13 protein-coding genes are annotated in these 14,246 nt (G+C 72.7%); 8 read left to right on the forward strand and 5 right to left on the reverse strand.

Annotated features, from left to right (window positions below):
• Positions 1 to 130: 130 nt before the first annotated feature.
• Both STRNI_RS24815 and STRNI_RS24820 read left to right on the forward strand, forming a co-directional pair.
• Positions 131 to 1,456 carry an amidohydrolase gene (locus STRNI_RS24815; RefSeq protein WP_277412022.1) on the forward strand — a complete coding sequence of 442 codons (1,326 nt, stop codon included), beginning with the start codon at positions 131 to 133 and terminating at the stop codon, positions 1,454 to 1,456.
• A 285-nt stretch (positions 1,457 to 1,741) separates the two neighbouring features.
• Positions 1,742 to 2,845, forward strand: coding sequence for a MerR family transcriptional regulator (locus tag STRNI_RS24820; RefSeq protein WP_277412023.1), 1,104 nt, complete (start codon positions 1,742 to 1,744; stop codon positions 2,843 to 2,845).
• A 121-nt stretch (positions 2,846 to 2,966) separates the two neighbouring features.
• Here the strand turns inward: STRNI_RS24820 and STRNI_RS24825 are convergent, their stop codons facing one another.
• The 3 genes from STRNI_RS24825 to STRNI_RS24835 all read right to left on the reverse strand — a co-directional run bounded on the left by STRNI_RS24825 (position 2,967) and on the right by STRNI_RS24835 (position 6,299).
• On the reverse strand, positions 2,967 to 4,181 hold the full coding sequence (locus STRNI_RS24825) for an NAD(P)/FAD-dependent oxidoreductase (protein WP_018091151.1): 1,215 nt from the start codon (positions 4,179 to 4,181) through the stop codon (positions 2,967 to 2,969).
• Between the two features lie 91 nt (positions 4,182 to 4,272).
• The gene (locus STRNI_RS24830; protein ID WP_277412024.1) at positions 4,273 to 5,514 is read right to left on the reverse strand and encodes a sulfite exporter TauE/SafE family protein; all 1,242 of its coding nucleotides are present in this window, start codon (positions 5,512 to 5,514) and stop codon (positions 4,273 to 4,275) included.
• Entirely contained in the window at positions 5,499 to 6,299 is an 801-nt protein-coding gene (locus STRNI_RS24835; protein WP_277412025.1) for a GntR family transcriptional regulator, read from the reverse strand. Before STRNI_RS24835 ends, STRNI_RS24830 begins: the two co-directional genes overlap by 16 nt.
• Before the next feature lie 278 nt (positions 6,300 to 6,577).
• Between STRNI_RS24835 and STRNI_RS24840 the strand changes: the two genes are divergently transcribed.
• Complete coding sequence (locus tag STRNI_RS24840; protein WP_277412026.1) at positions 6,578 to 8,074, forward strand: MBL fold metallo-hydrolase; 1,497 nt, start codon at positions 6,578 to 6,580, stop codon at positions 8,072 to 8,074.
• A gap of 47 nt (positions 8,075 to 8,121) precedes the next feature.
• Here the strand turns inward: STRNI_RS24840 and STRNI_RS24845 are convergent, their stop codons facing one another.
• Positions 8,122 to 9,759: an MFS transporter gene (locus STRNI_RS24845; protein WP_277412027.1), complete on the reverse strand. Its 1,638-nt coding sequence runs from the start codon at positions 9,757 to 9,759 to the stop codon at positions 8,122 to 8,124.
• A gap of 310 nt (positions 9,760 to 10,069) precedes the next feature.
• On the opposite strand from STRNI_RS24845, the gene STRNI_RS24850 reads away from it, so the two are divergent.
• The 5 genes from STRNI_RS24850 to STRNI_RS24870 all read left to right on the forward strand — a co-directional run bounded on the left by STRNI_RS24850 (position 10,070) and on the right by STRNI_RS24870 (position 13,524).
• Positions 10,070 to 10,603 carry an AMP-binding protein gene (locus STRNI_RS24850; RefSeq protein ID WP_266445603.1) on the forward strand — a complete coding sequence of 178 codons (534 nt, stop codon included), beginning with the start codon at positions 10,070 to 10,072 and terminating at the stop codon, positions 10,601 to 10,603.
• A 902-nt stretch (positions 10,604 to 11,505) separates the two neighbouring features.
• Positions 11,506 to 11,661, forward strand: coding sequence for a hypothetical protein (locus STRNI_RS24855; protein ID WP_158686049.1), 156 nt, complete (start codon positions 11,506 to 11,508; stop codon positions 11,659 to 11,661).
• A 154-nt stretch (positions 11,662 to 11,815) separates the two neighbouring features.
• Positions 11,816 to 12,295: a GNAT family N-acetyltransferase gene (locus STRNI_RS24860; RefSeq protein ID WP_026169891.1), complete on the forward strand. Its 480-nt coding sequence runs from the start codon at positions 11,816 to 11,818 to the stop codon at positions 12,293 to 12,295.
• Between the two features lie 196 nt (positions 12,296 to 12,491).
• Positions 12,492 to 13,061 carry a MepB family protein gene (locus tag STRNI_RS24865; protein ID WP_277412028.1) on the forward strand — a complete coding sequence of 190 codons (570 nt, stop codon included), beginning with the start codon at positions 12,492 to 12,494 and terminating at the stop codon, positions 13,059 to 13,061.
• Between the two features lie 136 nt (positions 13,062 to 13,197).
• Complete coding sequence (locus tag STRNI_RS24870; protein ID WP_159487925.1) at positions 13,198 to 13,524, forward strand: hypothetical protein; 327 nt, start codon at positions 13,198 to 13,200, stop codon at positions 13,522 to 13,524.
• 40 nt (positions 13,525 to 13,564) lie between these two features.
• Here STRNI_RS24870 and mscL read toward each other — a convergent pair whose 3' ends face one another.
• On the reverse strand, positions 13,565 to 14,071 hold the full coding sequence (gene mscL / locus STRNI_RS24875) for a large conductance mechanosensitive channel protein MscL (RefSeq protein ID WP_174876383.1): 507 nt from the start codon (positions 14,069 to 14,071) through the stop codon (positions 13,565 to 13,567).
• Positions 14,072 to 14,246 lie beyond the last annotated feature (175 nt).

Below are 14,246 nucleotides of genomic sequence, written 5' to 3' on the forward strand. Positions count from 1 at the left end.
GTGTCACGAACGGAGGGAGCGGCAACCGCGAAGTCCGGCCAGGACGGGCGGGGGCCCCTACGGGAAGGTTCCGGGGTATGCCAGGGGTCGTCGCTCGATGCCGGGTGACCGTTCATGGTCGAATGCGTGTATGAGCGACAGCGACACGACAGGCACGACCGCTAACGCCGGCCCCCGCGGCAGCTCCGCCCCCGCTGCCGTCCTGGCCCCGCTCGACGACCGCCTCGCGGACCTCGTGGCCCTCTACGAAGACCTGCACCGCCACCCCGAACTCGGCTTCCAGGAGACCCGTACGGCCGCCGAGGCAGCCCGCCGGCTGACCGGCTGCGGCTATGACGTCACCACCGGCATCGCCGTGACCGGCGTCGCCGGCGTCCTGCGCAACGGCCCGGGCCCCGTGGTCCTGCTGCGCGCCGACATGGACGCGCTGCCCGTCACCGAGAACTCCGGCCTGGACTACGCCTCCACGGTCCCCGGCCGGATGCACGCCTGTGGGCACGACGTCCATGTGACCTGCCTGCTGGGCGCCGCCGACCTGCTCGCGGCGGGCCGCGACCACTGGTCCGGCACCCTGATCGCGCTCTTCCAGCCCGCCGAGGAGGTCGGCAGCGGTGCACGCGCCATGATCGACGCCGGCCTCTACAGCAAGAGCCTGGTTCCCACCCCCGATGTGGTGCTGGCCCAGCATGTCGCCCCGCTCGGTGCCGGGCTGATCGCCTACTGCCCCGGCCCCTGCATGGCGGCCGCCGACAGCCTGGAGATCACCTTCCACGGCACCGGCGGCCATGGCTCGCGCCCCGAGACCACCATCGACCCGATCCTGATGGCGGCATCCTTCGTCCAGCGGGTGCAGTCCGTCGTGGCCCGCGAGGTCGCGCCCAAGGACCAGGCGGTGGTCACGGTCGGCTCCTTCCACGCCGGGGACACCGCCAATGTCATCCCCGACCGGGCCGTCGTACGGCTCAGCGTCCGCACCTTCGACGAGACCGTCCGCACCGCCGTGCTGGCCGCCATCGACCGCATCGCGCGCGCCGAGGCCGCCGCCTCCGGGGCGGACCGCGCGCCGGACACCGAGGTCCTGGACTCCTTCCCCGTCACCGTCAACGACGCCACGACCCTGCGGGAGGTCAACGAGCAGTTCACCGAACTCTTCGGAGAACAGCGGCTGTTCGCCTACGAACCGGCCACGGGAAGCGAGGACGCCGGACTGCTGGCGACCGCCGCCGGGGCCCCGCTCTACTACTGGTGGCTGGGCGGCTGGGACCCGGAGGAGTTCCGGACGGCGCTGGCGGCCGGGCGGCTCGCCCAGGACATCCCGTCCAACCATTCACCGCACTTCGTCCCCGTGGTCCGGCCGACCCTCACCATGGGCGTCGAGGCACTGACCGCCGCCGCGCTCAACCGGCTGGCTCCCGGGGCGGCGGAGGCGGCGGGGGTGGCGATACGGCGGGGGTGACGGTGGGGGTGAGGTAGGCGGGTCCGGGTGTGACGGGGGGCGGCGGTATCGCGGGGGTGACGGTGGCGGCGCGGCAGGCGAGGCAGGCAGGTTCGGGTGCGGTCGGGACGGCGATACCGCGGCCGTGACGGAGGCGGCGGGGCAAGGCCGGTCCGGTCGGTCCGGCCGGTCCGGCTGATCCGGGCGGTCCGGGCGGGGCGGTGGCCGGCGTTTGACCTTGCCCTTGGGGCAAGCCCCAGCATCGGCCGTACCGGGCGAGGCGCCCGGTACGAGGAGGGCGGACGGGTGGACGGATACGGGGGCACGGCGCCGCGCGAGGACGGTGCGCTGCTGACCATCGGGGCGTTCGCCCGGGCCTCCCGGCTCTCGCCGAAGGCGCTGCGCCTCTACGACGAGCTCGGCCTGCTGCCCCCGGCCCATGTCGACCCGCACAGCGGCTACCGCCACTACGCCCCGGCCCAGTTGGAGCGGGCCCGGCTGGTGGCCTGGCTGCGCCGGCTCGGTATGCCGCTGGCCCGCATCCGCGAGGTGTGCGAGCTGGCACCGGCCGCGGCGGCCGTGGCGGTCGCCGCGTACTGGGCGCAGGTCGAGGCCGACACCGCGGCCCGCCGGGACCTGGCCGCCTTCCTCGTCGACCAGCTGGAGAGGAAGAACACCGCCATGACCACACCACGCACTCCCTTGACGATGCGCTGCGCCGCCCTGACCGACCAGGGGCTGATACGTCCGCTCCACCAGGACGCCGCCCACGCCGGACCGCGGCTGCTGGCCGTCGCCGACGGCTACGGCCCGGACGGCGGCCCGGCCGCGACCGCCGCGATCGAGGCGCTCAAGGACCTGGAAGAACAGGACCTGACCTCGGCGGACCTGCTGGGCGTCCTGGAGGAGGCGGCCCGCCGAGCCCACCGCGCCGCCCCGGCGGGTGACGCGGCGACCGGCAGTACGACCGGCAGCACCCTCACCGCGCTGCTCCGCTCCGGCGCACAGCTGGCGCTGCTGCACATCGGGGACTCCCGCGCCTACGTCCTGCGCGACTCCGGCCTCTTCCAGATCACCCACGACCACAGCCTGGTCCAGTCGCTGATCGACGAGGGCCGGCTCACCCCCGAGGAGGCCGCCTCGCATCCGCAGCGCACACAGCTGCTGCGGTCGCTCGACGCGTCCACCGAGTTCGCCCCCGATCTGCAACTCCTGGAGGCCAGGCCCGGGGAGCGCTATCTGCTGTGCACCGACGGCCTGACCGGGGTGCTGCCGGCCGAGGCGATCCAGCAGGTGCTGACCGCGGCCGACGGCCCCGACCAGGCCGTACGCGAACTGATCCGGCTGGCCCGCGAGGCGGGGGCGCCGGACAACGTGGGGTGTGCGGTGGGTGAGGTGACGGGGGCTTAGGGCGGGGGTGGGGGATCGCCCTTAGGGGGGTGATGTGCCCCTTGCATGATCCCTGCCCGGTGGGGGGTGGGGTTACGCGCCGGTGGGGCCGCCCGGTGGGGCCGCCCGGTGGGGGTGCGGGTTACGCCAGGCCCTTGAGCATCCCCTTGAAGTAGAGCTGCGGCAGTCCGTAGCGCTTGAGGAACCACATGTCGGTGCGTTCCCGGGTGGTGTCGAGGAAGGGGATCGACGGCGTGGGCTGCAGGTCGTAGTCGAACTCGGCGAGCAGCATCTTGTGCCGGGCGGTGACCAGGGGACAGGAGGTGTAGCCGTCATAGCGGGCGGTGGCGGGGCGCCCGCGCAGCCCGGCGAGGAGGTTGGCGACCGCGACCGGGGCCTGCTTGCGGATCGCGGCGCCCGTCTTGGACGTCGGCAGATTGGCGACATCGCCCAGCACGAACACATTCGGGAAATCCGGGTGCTGGAGCGTCTCCCGGTCGGCCTTGACGTACCCGTACGGGGAGGCGGGGTCGGCGAGCGGGCCGTCGGCCAGCCACTGCGGAGCGCGCTGCGGCGGTACGGCGTGCAGCAGGTCGTAGTGGACGGTCTCGGTCTTGCCGGTGGTGTGATCGGTGATCACCGCCTCGCGCGCCGCACCGTCGAGACGGGTCATCTCCGAACTCAGCCGCACCTCGATGCCGTACCGCCGGGCCGTCTCCGTCAGCGCACGGGAGAACACCGGCACCTTGAACATCGCGGGCTCCGGGAGCACCAAAATGGTGCGGATCGCACCCAGCACCCCGCGCTTACGCCAGTGATCCGCCGCCAGATACGCGATCTTCTGCGGGGCACCGCCGCACTTCACCGGCCCCGACGGCATGGTGAACACCGCCGTGCCGCTCCGCATCCGGCGGATCAAATCCCAGGTCAGCGGCGCGAGATCGGGCCGGTAGTTGCTGCTCACCCCGCCATGGCCGAGGGCCGCGGCGAGACCGGGCACCCCGTCCCAGTCGAGCTGCAGGCCCGGGGCGAGCACCAGCCGCCCGTAGGACAGGACCCGGCCCGAGGCGGTGGTGACCGTACGGGCGGCCGGATCGACGGCGGTGGCGCGCTCCCGCAGCCAGCGCACCCCCGGCGGCATGACGTCCGCCTCGGTGCGCAGCGAGGCACGCAGCGGCGCCTGACCGCCGCCGACCAGCGTCCACAACGGCTGGTACCAGTGCGTTTCGGAGGGCTCCAGCAGCGCGATGTCCCGGACCCCGGCACGGCGTAACCGGGCGGCGACGGTGATGCCGGCGGTGCCGCCGCCGACGATGAGGACCTGATGGTGGGACGGGGCGGCGGGCGCGGGGGCCATGTGCTCCTCCTGGAAGGTGGTGAGAATCGGTCGGGGATCGGGGATCGGGGATCGGGGGCCGGGGGCCGGGGGCCGGCGTGCGGGACGCGGGCTACCAGAGGCGGGGCAGGGCGGTGGCCGCCATGGTGACGGCGAGGACGGTGACCAGGCAGGCGAAGGCCGTGGCCAGGACTTGGGGGCGCAGCCGGTTGGTGAGGCGGTTGCCGAGGTGACTGCCGAGCGCCGCACAGGCCGCGAAAGCGGCCAGCAGCGGCCAGTCCAGGGCGCCCGTACCGGCCCGGGTGCCCAGCGCCGTAAGGGAGTTGATGAGGATGACCAGGAGCGAGGTGCCGATGGCGACCGGCATCTCCAGACCCAGCACCAGGGTGAGGGCCGGTACGACGACAAACCCGCCGCCGACCCCGAAGAAGCCGGTGAGCAGCCCCACGGCGGAGGCCGTCACGACGAAGCGGCCGGGGCGCAGGGGCATCCGGCGGGCGCCGCCACCCGGGTCACCGGAGGACGCCGGGCCCGGGGTGTCCCGTAAGGGCACGGTCCCGGTGGGGTCTTGTGGGGACGGCTTCTCGGCGGGGTTCTGTGAGGGCGGCCCCTCCGTGGGCTCCTGTGGGGACGGCTTCTCGGCGGGGTCCTGTGTGGGTGTCTTCTTCGCGGGCTCCTGTGAGGACGGCCTCTCCGTGGGCTCCTGTGAGGCCGGCTTCTTCGCGGGCTCCTGTGAGGACAGCGGATCCGCGGACCCCCATAGGGGCACCGTCTCCCCGGGCCCCGGTAAGGGCACCGACTCCCCGGGTTCCGGTACGGACGCCGTCTCCACGGGCTCCCGCAAGGGCATGGCCTCCTCCGAGGCGTCCCGTAAGGCCCTCGTCTCCGCGGACTCCCGTAAGGGCACGGTCTCCGCAGCCTCCCGTAACGGTGAGCTCTCCGCCGGGTCCCGTAAGGGCCGGACGCCCTCCGCCGCACGCCGCTCGCGCCGTCCCCGTGTCACCAGCATCGCCGCCACCACGAGCAGCAGACCCGCGAACGCCGCCATCAGCACCGTGGGATCCAGGGCCGCGCTCCAGCGGGAGCCGAGATAGCTGCCCGCCGTACCCAGTGCCCCGAACGCCGCACCCGCCGCCCACCGCACCCGTCCGGCCCTGCCATGGCACAGCAGCCCGGTCACCGCGCCGACCGTGACGACGACCAGCGCCCCCGCGGTCGCCTCGTGCGGCGACTGCCCCAGCAGATAGACCAGCGCCGGCACCGCCAGCACCGAACCACCGCCGCCGAGAGCGCCCAGCAGCAGACCGATCAGCAACCCGCACGGCAGCACCGTGAGGGCTACGAGGACGGACACGAGGCCCGCGGCGCAAGGGCGACGGCCCGGCTGTCGCCGGACCACTCCGCGACGAAGGTGAACCGGTCGCCGCGCACCACCGTCTCGCGCCACTCCACCGGCCGCTGCCCGGCCTGCCCGATCCGCTCGATGGCGAACGCCGCCTCCCGGTCGGCCAGCCCCAGCAGCCACGCCTGCCGGATGTCCGGCAGGAACGGCTGGATCCGCTCCCGGCCACCGGTGACCTTCACCTCGCAGCGCCGCGTCAGCTCGCCGTAGAGCGAGGTGTGCCCGAAGTCGGCGTCCAGCAGCGGCTCGGCGACCTCGGCGGGCAGATACGCGGTGTCGTGCGCGAGCGGTTCGCCGTCCGCGAGCCGCAGCCGCTCCAGCACGACCAGCGGCGCCTCCGGGACCAGCCCCAGATGCCCGGCGACCGTGCCGTCCGCGGTCCGCTCCAGCCGCAGCACCTCGCTGCGCTGCTCCACCCCCTGGCCCTCCAGCTCGCGGAAGAGGCTGTAGAGCGAGCCCAGCGGCTGCTGTATGCGGCGGGTGTCCAGCCGGCTCGTCCGGCCGCGTTCGGCGATCACCAGGCCCTCGGCACGCAGTTTGCGCAGCGCCTCCCGGACGGTGTGCCGGCTGACCTCGTACTCGCCGGTGAGCCGGTGCTCGGCCGGGAACTCCTCACGGAACGCGCCGGCTTCCATCCGGCGGCGCAGATCGGCGGAGAGCTGCGCCCACAAGGGCAGCGGCGAGCGCCGGTCCAGGGGACGCGGGCCGTGCGCGCCGTGCGGCGGCTCGGTCGTCATGGTGGATTCCTCCGCGGGCGTACGGGGTTGCAGTGGTGGTGCCGGAGTCATGGATGCGGAATCAAGTGAGGCGTGACCAGTTACTGGGCGATTTATTGATACAGAATCAAATGACAGCGGCTTCATACGGGGTGACGGGTGGTCGTCCTGGCCTGCCCGGCTTGTCGCCCGCCATCCGGCTACCTAATGTACGTACATCCGTGCATCCGCACAACGCACCCTGCCCGAACGGGCCCCGGCCGCCGCGCACGGGCCCCGCGCACCCCTGGAGGCCGACCGTGCACTTCGCGCAGTACTACCTCGACTGCCTCTCCCAGGCGTCGTACCTGATCGGCGACGAGACCACCGGACGCGCCGTCCTCGTCGACCCGCGCCGCGACATCGACGACTACCTGCACGACGCGGAAGCCGCCGGCCTGCGGATCGAACTCGTCATCGAGACGCACATTCACGCCGACTTCCTCTCCGGCCACCTCGAACTCGCGCGGGCCACCGGCGCCACCATCGCCTTCGGCGAGGCCGCCGAAACCGGTTTCCCCATTCGGCGGTTACGGGACGGCGAGCACATCTCGCTCGGAGCGGGCGACGGCCAGGGGGTCACCCTCACCGTTCTCGCCACCCCCGGCCACACCCTCGAATCCATCTGCCTGGTCCTGCGCGAACACCCCGACGACGAGGTGCCGTACGGCGTGCTCACCGGCGACACCCTCTTCGTCGGCGATGTCGGCCGCCCCGACCTGCTCTCCGCCGCCGGGCACACACCACAGGACATGGCCGCCCGTCTGCACCACTCCCTGCACACCAAACTCCTGGCCCTCCCGGACGCGACCCGGGTCTTTCCCGCACACGGCGCCGGCTCCGCCTGCGGACGCAACCTCTCCAGCGAGACCAGCTCCACCATCGGCGACCAGCGCCGGTTCAACTACGCCCTCCAGCCCATGCCGGAGGCCGACTTCATCCGGCTGGTCACCGCGGGACAGCCCACCACCCCCGGCTACTTCGCCCACGACGCGGCCCTCAACCGCGAAGGCCACCCCCTCCTGGAGCCCGGGCCGCCGCCCGCCCTCACCCTGGACGAGGCCCTCGCGGCCCGCGACCAGCAGGGCGCCGTCCTCCTCGACTGCCGCCCGCTGGCCGCCTACACCCGCGCGCATCTGACCGGCTCACTCCATACGAGCCTGGACACCCGGTTCGCGGAGTACGCCGGCAGCGTGGTCGCCCCCGGCACCCCGATCGTGCTGCTCGCCGACCCCGGCACAGAACAGGAAGCCCGCCTCCGCCTCGCCCGCATCGGCTACGACCACGTCCTCGGCCATCTGCCCGACCCGACCGCCGTACTGAACCGCATGCCCGCACTCAGCCGCGGCAGCCGACGCATCCATCATGGGGAACTGGCGCTGCGGGAGTCGCAGTTGGGCAAGGACGGACCGGCCGGGGGTGTCCGGACGGCCGATGCCGAGTCGGTCGACGCCGAGTCGTCCGCCGCCCGCCCGGCCGATGCCATGCCGGCCGACGCCACACAGGCCGATGTCCAGCTGATCGACGTCCGTAATCCGGCCGAGTACGAGGCAGGCGCCCTCCCCGGTGCCCGCAATATCCCCCTCGCCGGCCTGCCCCACCGCATCGCCGAACTGGACCCGGCCCGCCCGGTCGTCCTGTACTGCCGCAGCGGCAACCGCTCGGTAATAGCGGCAGCCCTGCTGGAGGCACACGGGTTCGAGGAGGTCTGCGATGTGATCGGGGGGTATGAGGCGGCGGCGGGGGCGGGCGTGTAGTAGGCGCACGGGGGCCGGCGCCGGGCCCGTTCACGCGCGTGAACGCCTCACTCGCATCGGTCCGTTCGGCATCGGTCCGTTCGGCATCGGGCTGATCGGCATTGGGCTGATCGGTGCCGGTCGGCTTGGCGCTGGCCCGCTCCGCGTCGGTCCACTCCGCATCGGTCCATTCGACGTCGGTCCGCCCGGCGGCCTACAGGGAGGAGTACGCGTACGAGACGGAGTGCGCGTACGCAGACGGGCGCGCGTACGGAGACGAGTGAGCGTACGGAGATGAGTGCGCGCCCGAGTCCGAGGACGCGCCCGAGTACGAGAGCGCGCCCGAGTCCAAGGACGCGCCCGACTACGGGAACGAGCCCGCGTACAAGACGAAGCCTAAGCACGCGAGCGACCACAAGCGCCGCGGCGGTGGCCAGGCAGACGGCGGCGGGCAGCACCAAGGACGGGCCGGCCCCACCACCCGCCCCCGCGTCGGTGAGGGCGAGCCCGACCCCCGCCGTGGCCGTCATCACGGCCTTGGTCACCCCGGACGCCTCGCCCGCCCGCTCGCGGCGCACCACCGCCTGCGTGCCGGTGAGGGCCAGCCCGCCCGCCACCCCGAGCGCGGCCGCGGCAGCCGTCGCGGCCGTCAGCAGGGCGAGCGTGCCCGTACCGCGTGTGGTGGCCGCCAGCGCGACTGCGCCGGACGCGAGACAGAGCGCCATCACCGGCACCGCCGCCCCCGGACGCACCCGTCCGGCCAGCGGCCCCCCGACGGCCAGTGCGCCCGCAGGAGCAACAAAGACCACCCCCGCCTCCAGCACCGACCACCCCTCGGCCCGCTGAAGCGTCCACGGGACCACGTACAACAGCGCCACGGTCGCGGAGTTGGCGACCGCACCGGCCACGGTCAGCGCCACATACGGGCGGTTACGGAACAGGGCCAGGTCCACCAGCGGGGCGGACGAGCGCCGCTCGGCCCGCACGAACAGCGCGCCGATCAACGCCGCGCCGACCGCCCACCCCCAGTCCGCGACATGCTCCAGCCAGCGGGCCAGGCAGGCCACCACACCCGTCGCGGCGATCGCACCGATCCCGTCGAGGGACTGCCCGGCCTCCGGATCGCGGGACTCCGCCGCCCGGCGGGCACACAGCGCGGCGGCCAGGGCGAGCGGCACCGTCAGCCAGAAGACGGCCCGCCAGGACACGGACCGGGCGAGGACACCACCGAGGAACGGGCCGCAGACGGTGGCCAGTCCGGCCAGCCCCAGCGCACGGCCCATCGCCCGGCGCCCACGCCCCGGGGGACAGGCATGGGTCAGCAGTGCCAGCCCGGCAGGCATGATCAACGCGCCGCCCGCGCCCTGCAGAACCCGCGCCGTCACCAGCAGCGGCAGCGACGGCGCGAGCGCGCACAGCACGGCGGTGACACCGAAGAGCGCCAGCCCGACCGTCAGCATCCGGCGCCGCCCGTACAGGTCGCCGAGACGGCCGGCGACGGGCATCAGGGACCCCGCGGCGAGGAGATAGCCACTGACGACCCAGGGGGTGGCCGCCGCGGAACCGTGCAGCGCGTCGCGGACGACGGGCAGCGCCAGATTCAGCGCGAAGGAGTCCAGTTGAACGCAGAACGCGCCGGTGGCAACGGCGGCCAGCGCCCAACGGGCCCGCGCGTCCAGGTGGGGGTGCGGTTCGGATTTCGGCATGACGGGCATCAGGCCGCCTCTCATGGGTTCGCCTCTCACGGGTCCGCCTCTCGCGCCTGCGGAGGAAAATGGGAAAAGGAGGGGGAGAGGGGGATGGAGTGCACCGGAAGGGGGCAGGAACCCGGGGAGCGGCTTGTGCGCACGGCCGGAAGGCCCGGAGCGAAGAGCCGGGGCGGGCGATGCGGTGACCGAAAGGACCCGGGCGATCTGCTGCCGCGTGGGTGCGGGAAGGGGCGGCGCCGGCCCCGTACAACGGACGTTCAGCGATCGTTGATCGGTGATCCCCATGCTGAACCGCATGTTGCGCCGTGTGACTTCAGAGCATGCAGATGACGCCCGGGAAGTGCAAGAGCCGGAGGCGTCGCGGATCGCCCTCACCTGGAGTGGGGAGCCCGGACGCCAGGAGGAGCTGACGCACGGCATGCTCCTCGACCAGGCCGAGCGCGCCGCCGCCGTACTCCGCCGGCTCGGAGTACAGGCCGGTGACCGGGTCGCGGTGCATCTGCCGCTGGTGCCCGAGTCGGTGATCGCCACCCTCGCCTGCGGACGGCTGGATGCGATACGTACCACGCTGCCGGTCTCGCTGACGGTGCCCGAACTGGTCGCGCGGACCCGTGAGTCCTCGGCCCGGGTACTGATCACGGCCGATGCGGCGTTCTGGGACGGGGCCGTACGACCGGTGAAGCCGCTGCTCGACCATGCACTGGCGCGAGGCGCGGCTTCGGGGGGAGCCGTGGACCGCACCGTCCTGGTGGTGAACCGGTGCTCGCGACCGGTCTCCTGGAAGCCGGGGCGCGACCTGTGGTGGCACGAGGCCCTGGGCGTACCGTCCGCCACCCACTGACGTCACGACTGCCCCAACAAGCGCGGCCTCCCGCCTTCAAGCAGGCCCGGCCTACGCGGCGGCGCCCCAGGCCCGGGATAGCGAGCCTCCTCCTTCAAGGGAGCGCGGCCCCTCAGCGAATTACTCCGGGGAGCCCGTCCTCAAGTGAGCGTGGCGTGTAAGCGAGGCCCTTCAAGGGGTCTCTTCGAGGGCGCGGCCTTCGGGCGCAATGGTTCAAGGAGATGCAGCCCTCGACGGATCACTCCGGGGGAGCACCGCCCTCGGAGGAGTGCGCGGCCACAAGATCGCGGCCCCCGGCGGGGGAGCGCGCCGTGAGGGAGTGTGGCCCTGCGGGGGAGCGCGGCGCGGGGGAATGTGGCCCTGCGGGGTAGCGCGGCGCGGGGGAGAGTGGCCCTGCCGGGAGCGCAGGGCGGGGGAGCGTGGCGCCTCTAGAGGACCAGCCTCTCCGGCGGAGGGCCAACCTCTCCAGAGAACAGCCTCTCCATCCCCTGAGAGGCACGGCCCGTACCCACTGACGAGCTCCGCGGCCTCACCCACCGGCGGCACAGCCCTCACCCTCCGGCGAGGCACACCCCTCACCCACTCAGGTCACCAAACGGGCCATTCGCCTCATCCGCGCCTAGCGTGGAGCACGTGCCACAGCCACCAGACGCCCCACCCGCCTAGGGCCGCGGCTTCGGAGGCAACCGTGGCGCCGCCCCGGCCGACCCCACCCACGCCCCGCGCGACACCAGTGGCCTCGGCGGCCGCACCCCCTCCCGACCGTCACCCGCGCCCTGGGCACCCACACACTGCAGAACTTCGCTCGCCCCCGGGCCCCCGCCCCGCCCCCACCCTCCCCTCCTCCCCACCGTCCCTCCCCACCACCACCCACCACCCCCGAGCGGAAAGGCTGCTGACCCATGGCTCGTCATGAGTACGCGCACCCCCGCCACCCCCTGCCCGGCAGCGACCGCAACCGGCCCCTCAGGCGCGGCCGCGCCTCCCAGGGCCCGCCGACCCGGCCCCTCGAAGGCCACCGGCCGCACCCCATCCCCACCCACGACAAGGGCCGCTAGCGCAGGGGGTTTTCGCATCCCCACCCGGCTCACGTCTCTCCCCAGGGGCGGCCATCTCCCCAGCTCATGACGGCAGCGGTGGGGCCCGGCAGACGACTCTTGGCGCGTCCCTTATTGCGTCGTGCTCTCAGCACCCAGCCGGTACGTTCCCGCTATGACGTCAACGTTGCGCCTGGAGAAGGTCACACCGGACAACGTCGAGGCCGCATGCCGGCTGAAGGTGCGACCCGACCAGGAGCGGCTGGTGGCGCCAGTGGTGCGGTCACTGGCGGAGGCGTATGCGCAACCCGAGGTCGCCTGGCCTCGGTTGATCTTCGACGGTGAGCAACTCGTGGGCTTTGTCATGGGGTTCTTCCTGGTTCGATTCGACCCGGACAACCCGGAGGACAGGCTGCGCTCCGGGATCTGGCGACTCAACATCGCCGCGGGACATCAGGGCCGTGGGTACGGCCGGTTCGCTGTGGAGTCCGTGTGCGCGGAGGTCCGACGGCGTGGGCAGCGTCGTGTGACCGTGACCTGGGTTCCGGGTGAGGACGGGCCCGAGCGTTTCTACCTCGGGCTCGGATTCCGCCCGACCGGGGAGATGAGCGGCGACCAGGTCGTCGGCGAGCTGGCCCTGACCACCGGCGCCTGAGAACGACGAACCGGGCGCCGCATCAGTCCGGGCAGCCTTGGCCGTGCACCCCGCCCGCCGTTCCGACCGCGGGCGCCCTTGCCCGTGCACCCCGCCCGCCACCCCATCCCGACACCCCCGCCCACGCACCCCCGCCCGCCCCGGCCATCGATATCCCGCCGAAATGTCCGACGGTCGGCAATGACACGATGGAGGAATGGAGACAAAGCCCGAAGAATCCCCGGAGTGCCGGCCCGCAGTTGCCGAGGGCTGGGCGGATGGGGATTCCCTGCATGCTGAGCTCCTCGCGGCGAAGACGTGGGTTTACGACCCCTGTGGGTTCACCTGCTCCCGGCCGGTGCGTGAAGCGGAGAGCGCTGAGTACGCGGCACATGAATTCACTCTCGACGGCTCCTCCGTCAGGTTTCGGGTTGCCAAGACCACCCCGACGAAGGTCGGCCAGTTCGTCACGGTGTGGAAGCGGAGTCCCGGCGGGCCGATCCAGCCGTTCGACTCCGGGGATCCGGTGGATCTCTTCGTCATCAGCACCCGCGAGGGCCGCCGCTTCGGGCACTTCATCTTTTCGCGCGAGGTGCTCTGCGAACGGGGCATCGTTTCCAGGAACGGTTCCGGCGGAAAGCGGGCTTTCCGTATCTACCCGCCGTGGGTGGAGACCACCAATCGGCAGGCCCGCACCGCACAGGCGTGGCAGGTGGAGCACTTCCTGGAGATCCCTGAGGACGGGCCTCTCGATGTGGCCCGCGCCCAGGCGCTCCACCACCCGTGACCGACGGGCCCCGCCCCCGGCCCCGGCAGGAGAGGTGCGGGCCCCGCTCATATCGAGCCGTCCCGAGCGTCCCGAGAGGGTGCTGTGGGTCCCCGCCGGTCGGCGGGCGCTCCCGGCCCGCCCGTACTCTGAAGGGGTGAGCACCACCCCCGAACCCGAACCCGAAGCTGAGTCGGCCGCCGCGCACCGGGACGCCTCCGGCGCCGAGCAGGCCCCTGCGCCCTCGCCCGCTGAGTCGGTCGCCGCGCACCCGGACGCCTCCGATGCCGAGCAGGCCCCCGCGCCCTCGCCCGCTGAGCGGCCCGCGGCGGTCAGGCCCGCGGCGAAGCTGATCTTCGATGACCCGCTGAACCAGCAGTCCTCGGACGACACCGACCGTGGCTGGGGTGAGCGCCCGGCCGGCGGAGACAGTGCCGCCGACCTCGCCCGGTTCCTCGACGAAAAGCCGCCCCACCACCTCTGAGCGAGGCGAGGGGGCGGCATCTGCCGGCCGTGGGCGCCTGCTACTCGTGGGTCTTCTGCGTGCCGATGGTGCCCGAGGTGGGGGAGGGCACGGACGGCGAGCCGGTGCGCTGGGCGAGCAGCGCATCGCGGATCTCGGTGAGCAGCTCGATCTCGGTGGGGTCCGCGGGGCCCGCCTCGGCCGCCTGCCGGGCCGCCTGGCGTTCCTTCCACTTGTTGATCGGAAGGATCATGAGGAAGTAGACGACCGCGGCGGTGATCAGGAACGTCAGGGCGGCGCTGAGCACCGAGCCCCAGAGGATGTAGATCCCGTCGGTGAAGGCGCCCGTCTTTGGATCCTTGGCGCAGGTGGCGGTCAGGCAGGACTGGTAGTGATCGAGGTTCTGCGAACCGAGCGCGCCCACGATGGGGTTGATGATGCCCTTCACCACCGCGTTCACGATGTTGGTGAAGGCCGCACCTACGACGACCGCGACCGCGAGTTCGATGACGTTGCCGCGCATCAGGAATTCCTTGAATCCCTGAAGGACGCCCTTGCTCTCGCTCACCTGACAGCCTCTTTCCATGCTCACTACGGACGGTGCACCAACAATCAGCACCGCAACTTACGGCAGGGCAGGGCAGGGGTGTCCAGTCGTGTGACACGAACCGTCGAGTGGCCGGTGCGGCTGCGCGGAACAGGTGGTTCCGGCGGAGTGGCCCGAGCGTGCGGACGGCGTGGAC

The organism is Streptomyces nigrescens (genome assembly GCF_027626975.1).
GTDB lineage: Bacteria > Actinomycetota > Actinomycetes > Streptomycetales > Streptomycetaceae > Streptomyces > Streptomyces nigrescens.

Excerpts from the sequence above, each read along its gene's own strand:
- STRNI_RS24835 (WP_277412025.1), bottom strand. The coding sequence starts at position 6,299 with ATGACGACCGAGCCGCCGCACGGCGCGCACGGCCCGCGTCCCCTGGAC.
- STRNI_RS24815 (WP_277412022.1), top strand. The coding sequence starts at position 131 with ATGAGCGACAGCGACACGACAGGCACGACCGCTAACGCCGGCCCCCGC.
- STRNI_RS24865 (WP_277412028.1), top strand. The coding sequence starts at position 12,492 with ATGGAGACAAAGCCCGAAGAATCCCCGGAGTGCCGGCCCGCAGTTGCC.
- STRNI_RS24860 (WP_026169891.1), top strand. The coding sequence starts at position 11,816 with ATGACGTCAACGTTGCGCCTGGAGAAGGTCACACCGGACAACGTCGAG.
- STRNI_RS24845 (WP_277412027.1), bottom strand. The coding sequence starts at position 9,759 with ATGCCGAAATCCGAACCGCACCCCCACCTGGACGCGCGGGCCCGTTGG.
- STRNI_RS24825 (WP_018091151.1), bottom strand. The coding sequence starts at position 4,181 with ATGGCCCCCGCGCCCGCCGCCCCGTCCCACCATCAGGTCCTCATCGTC.
- STRNI_RS24855 (WP_158686049.1), top strand. The coding sequence starts at position 11,506 with ATGGCTCGTCATGAGTACGCGCACCCCCGCCACCCCCTGCCCGGCAGC.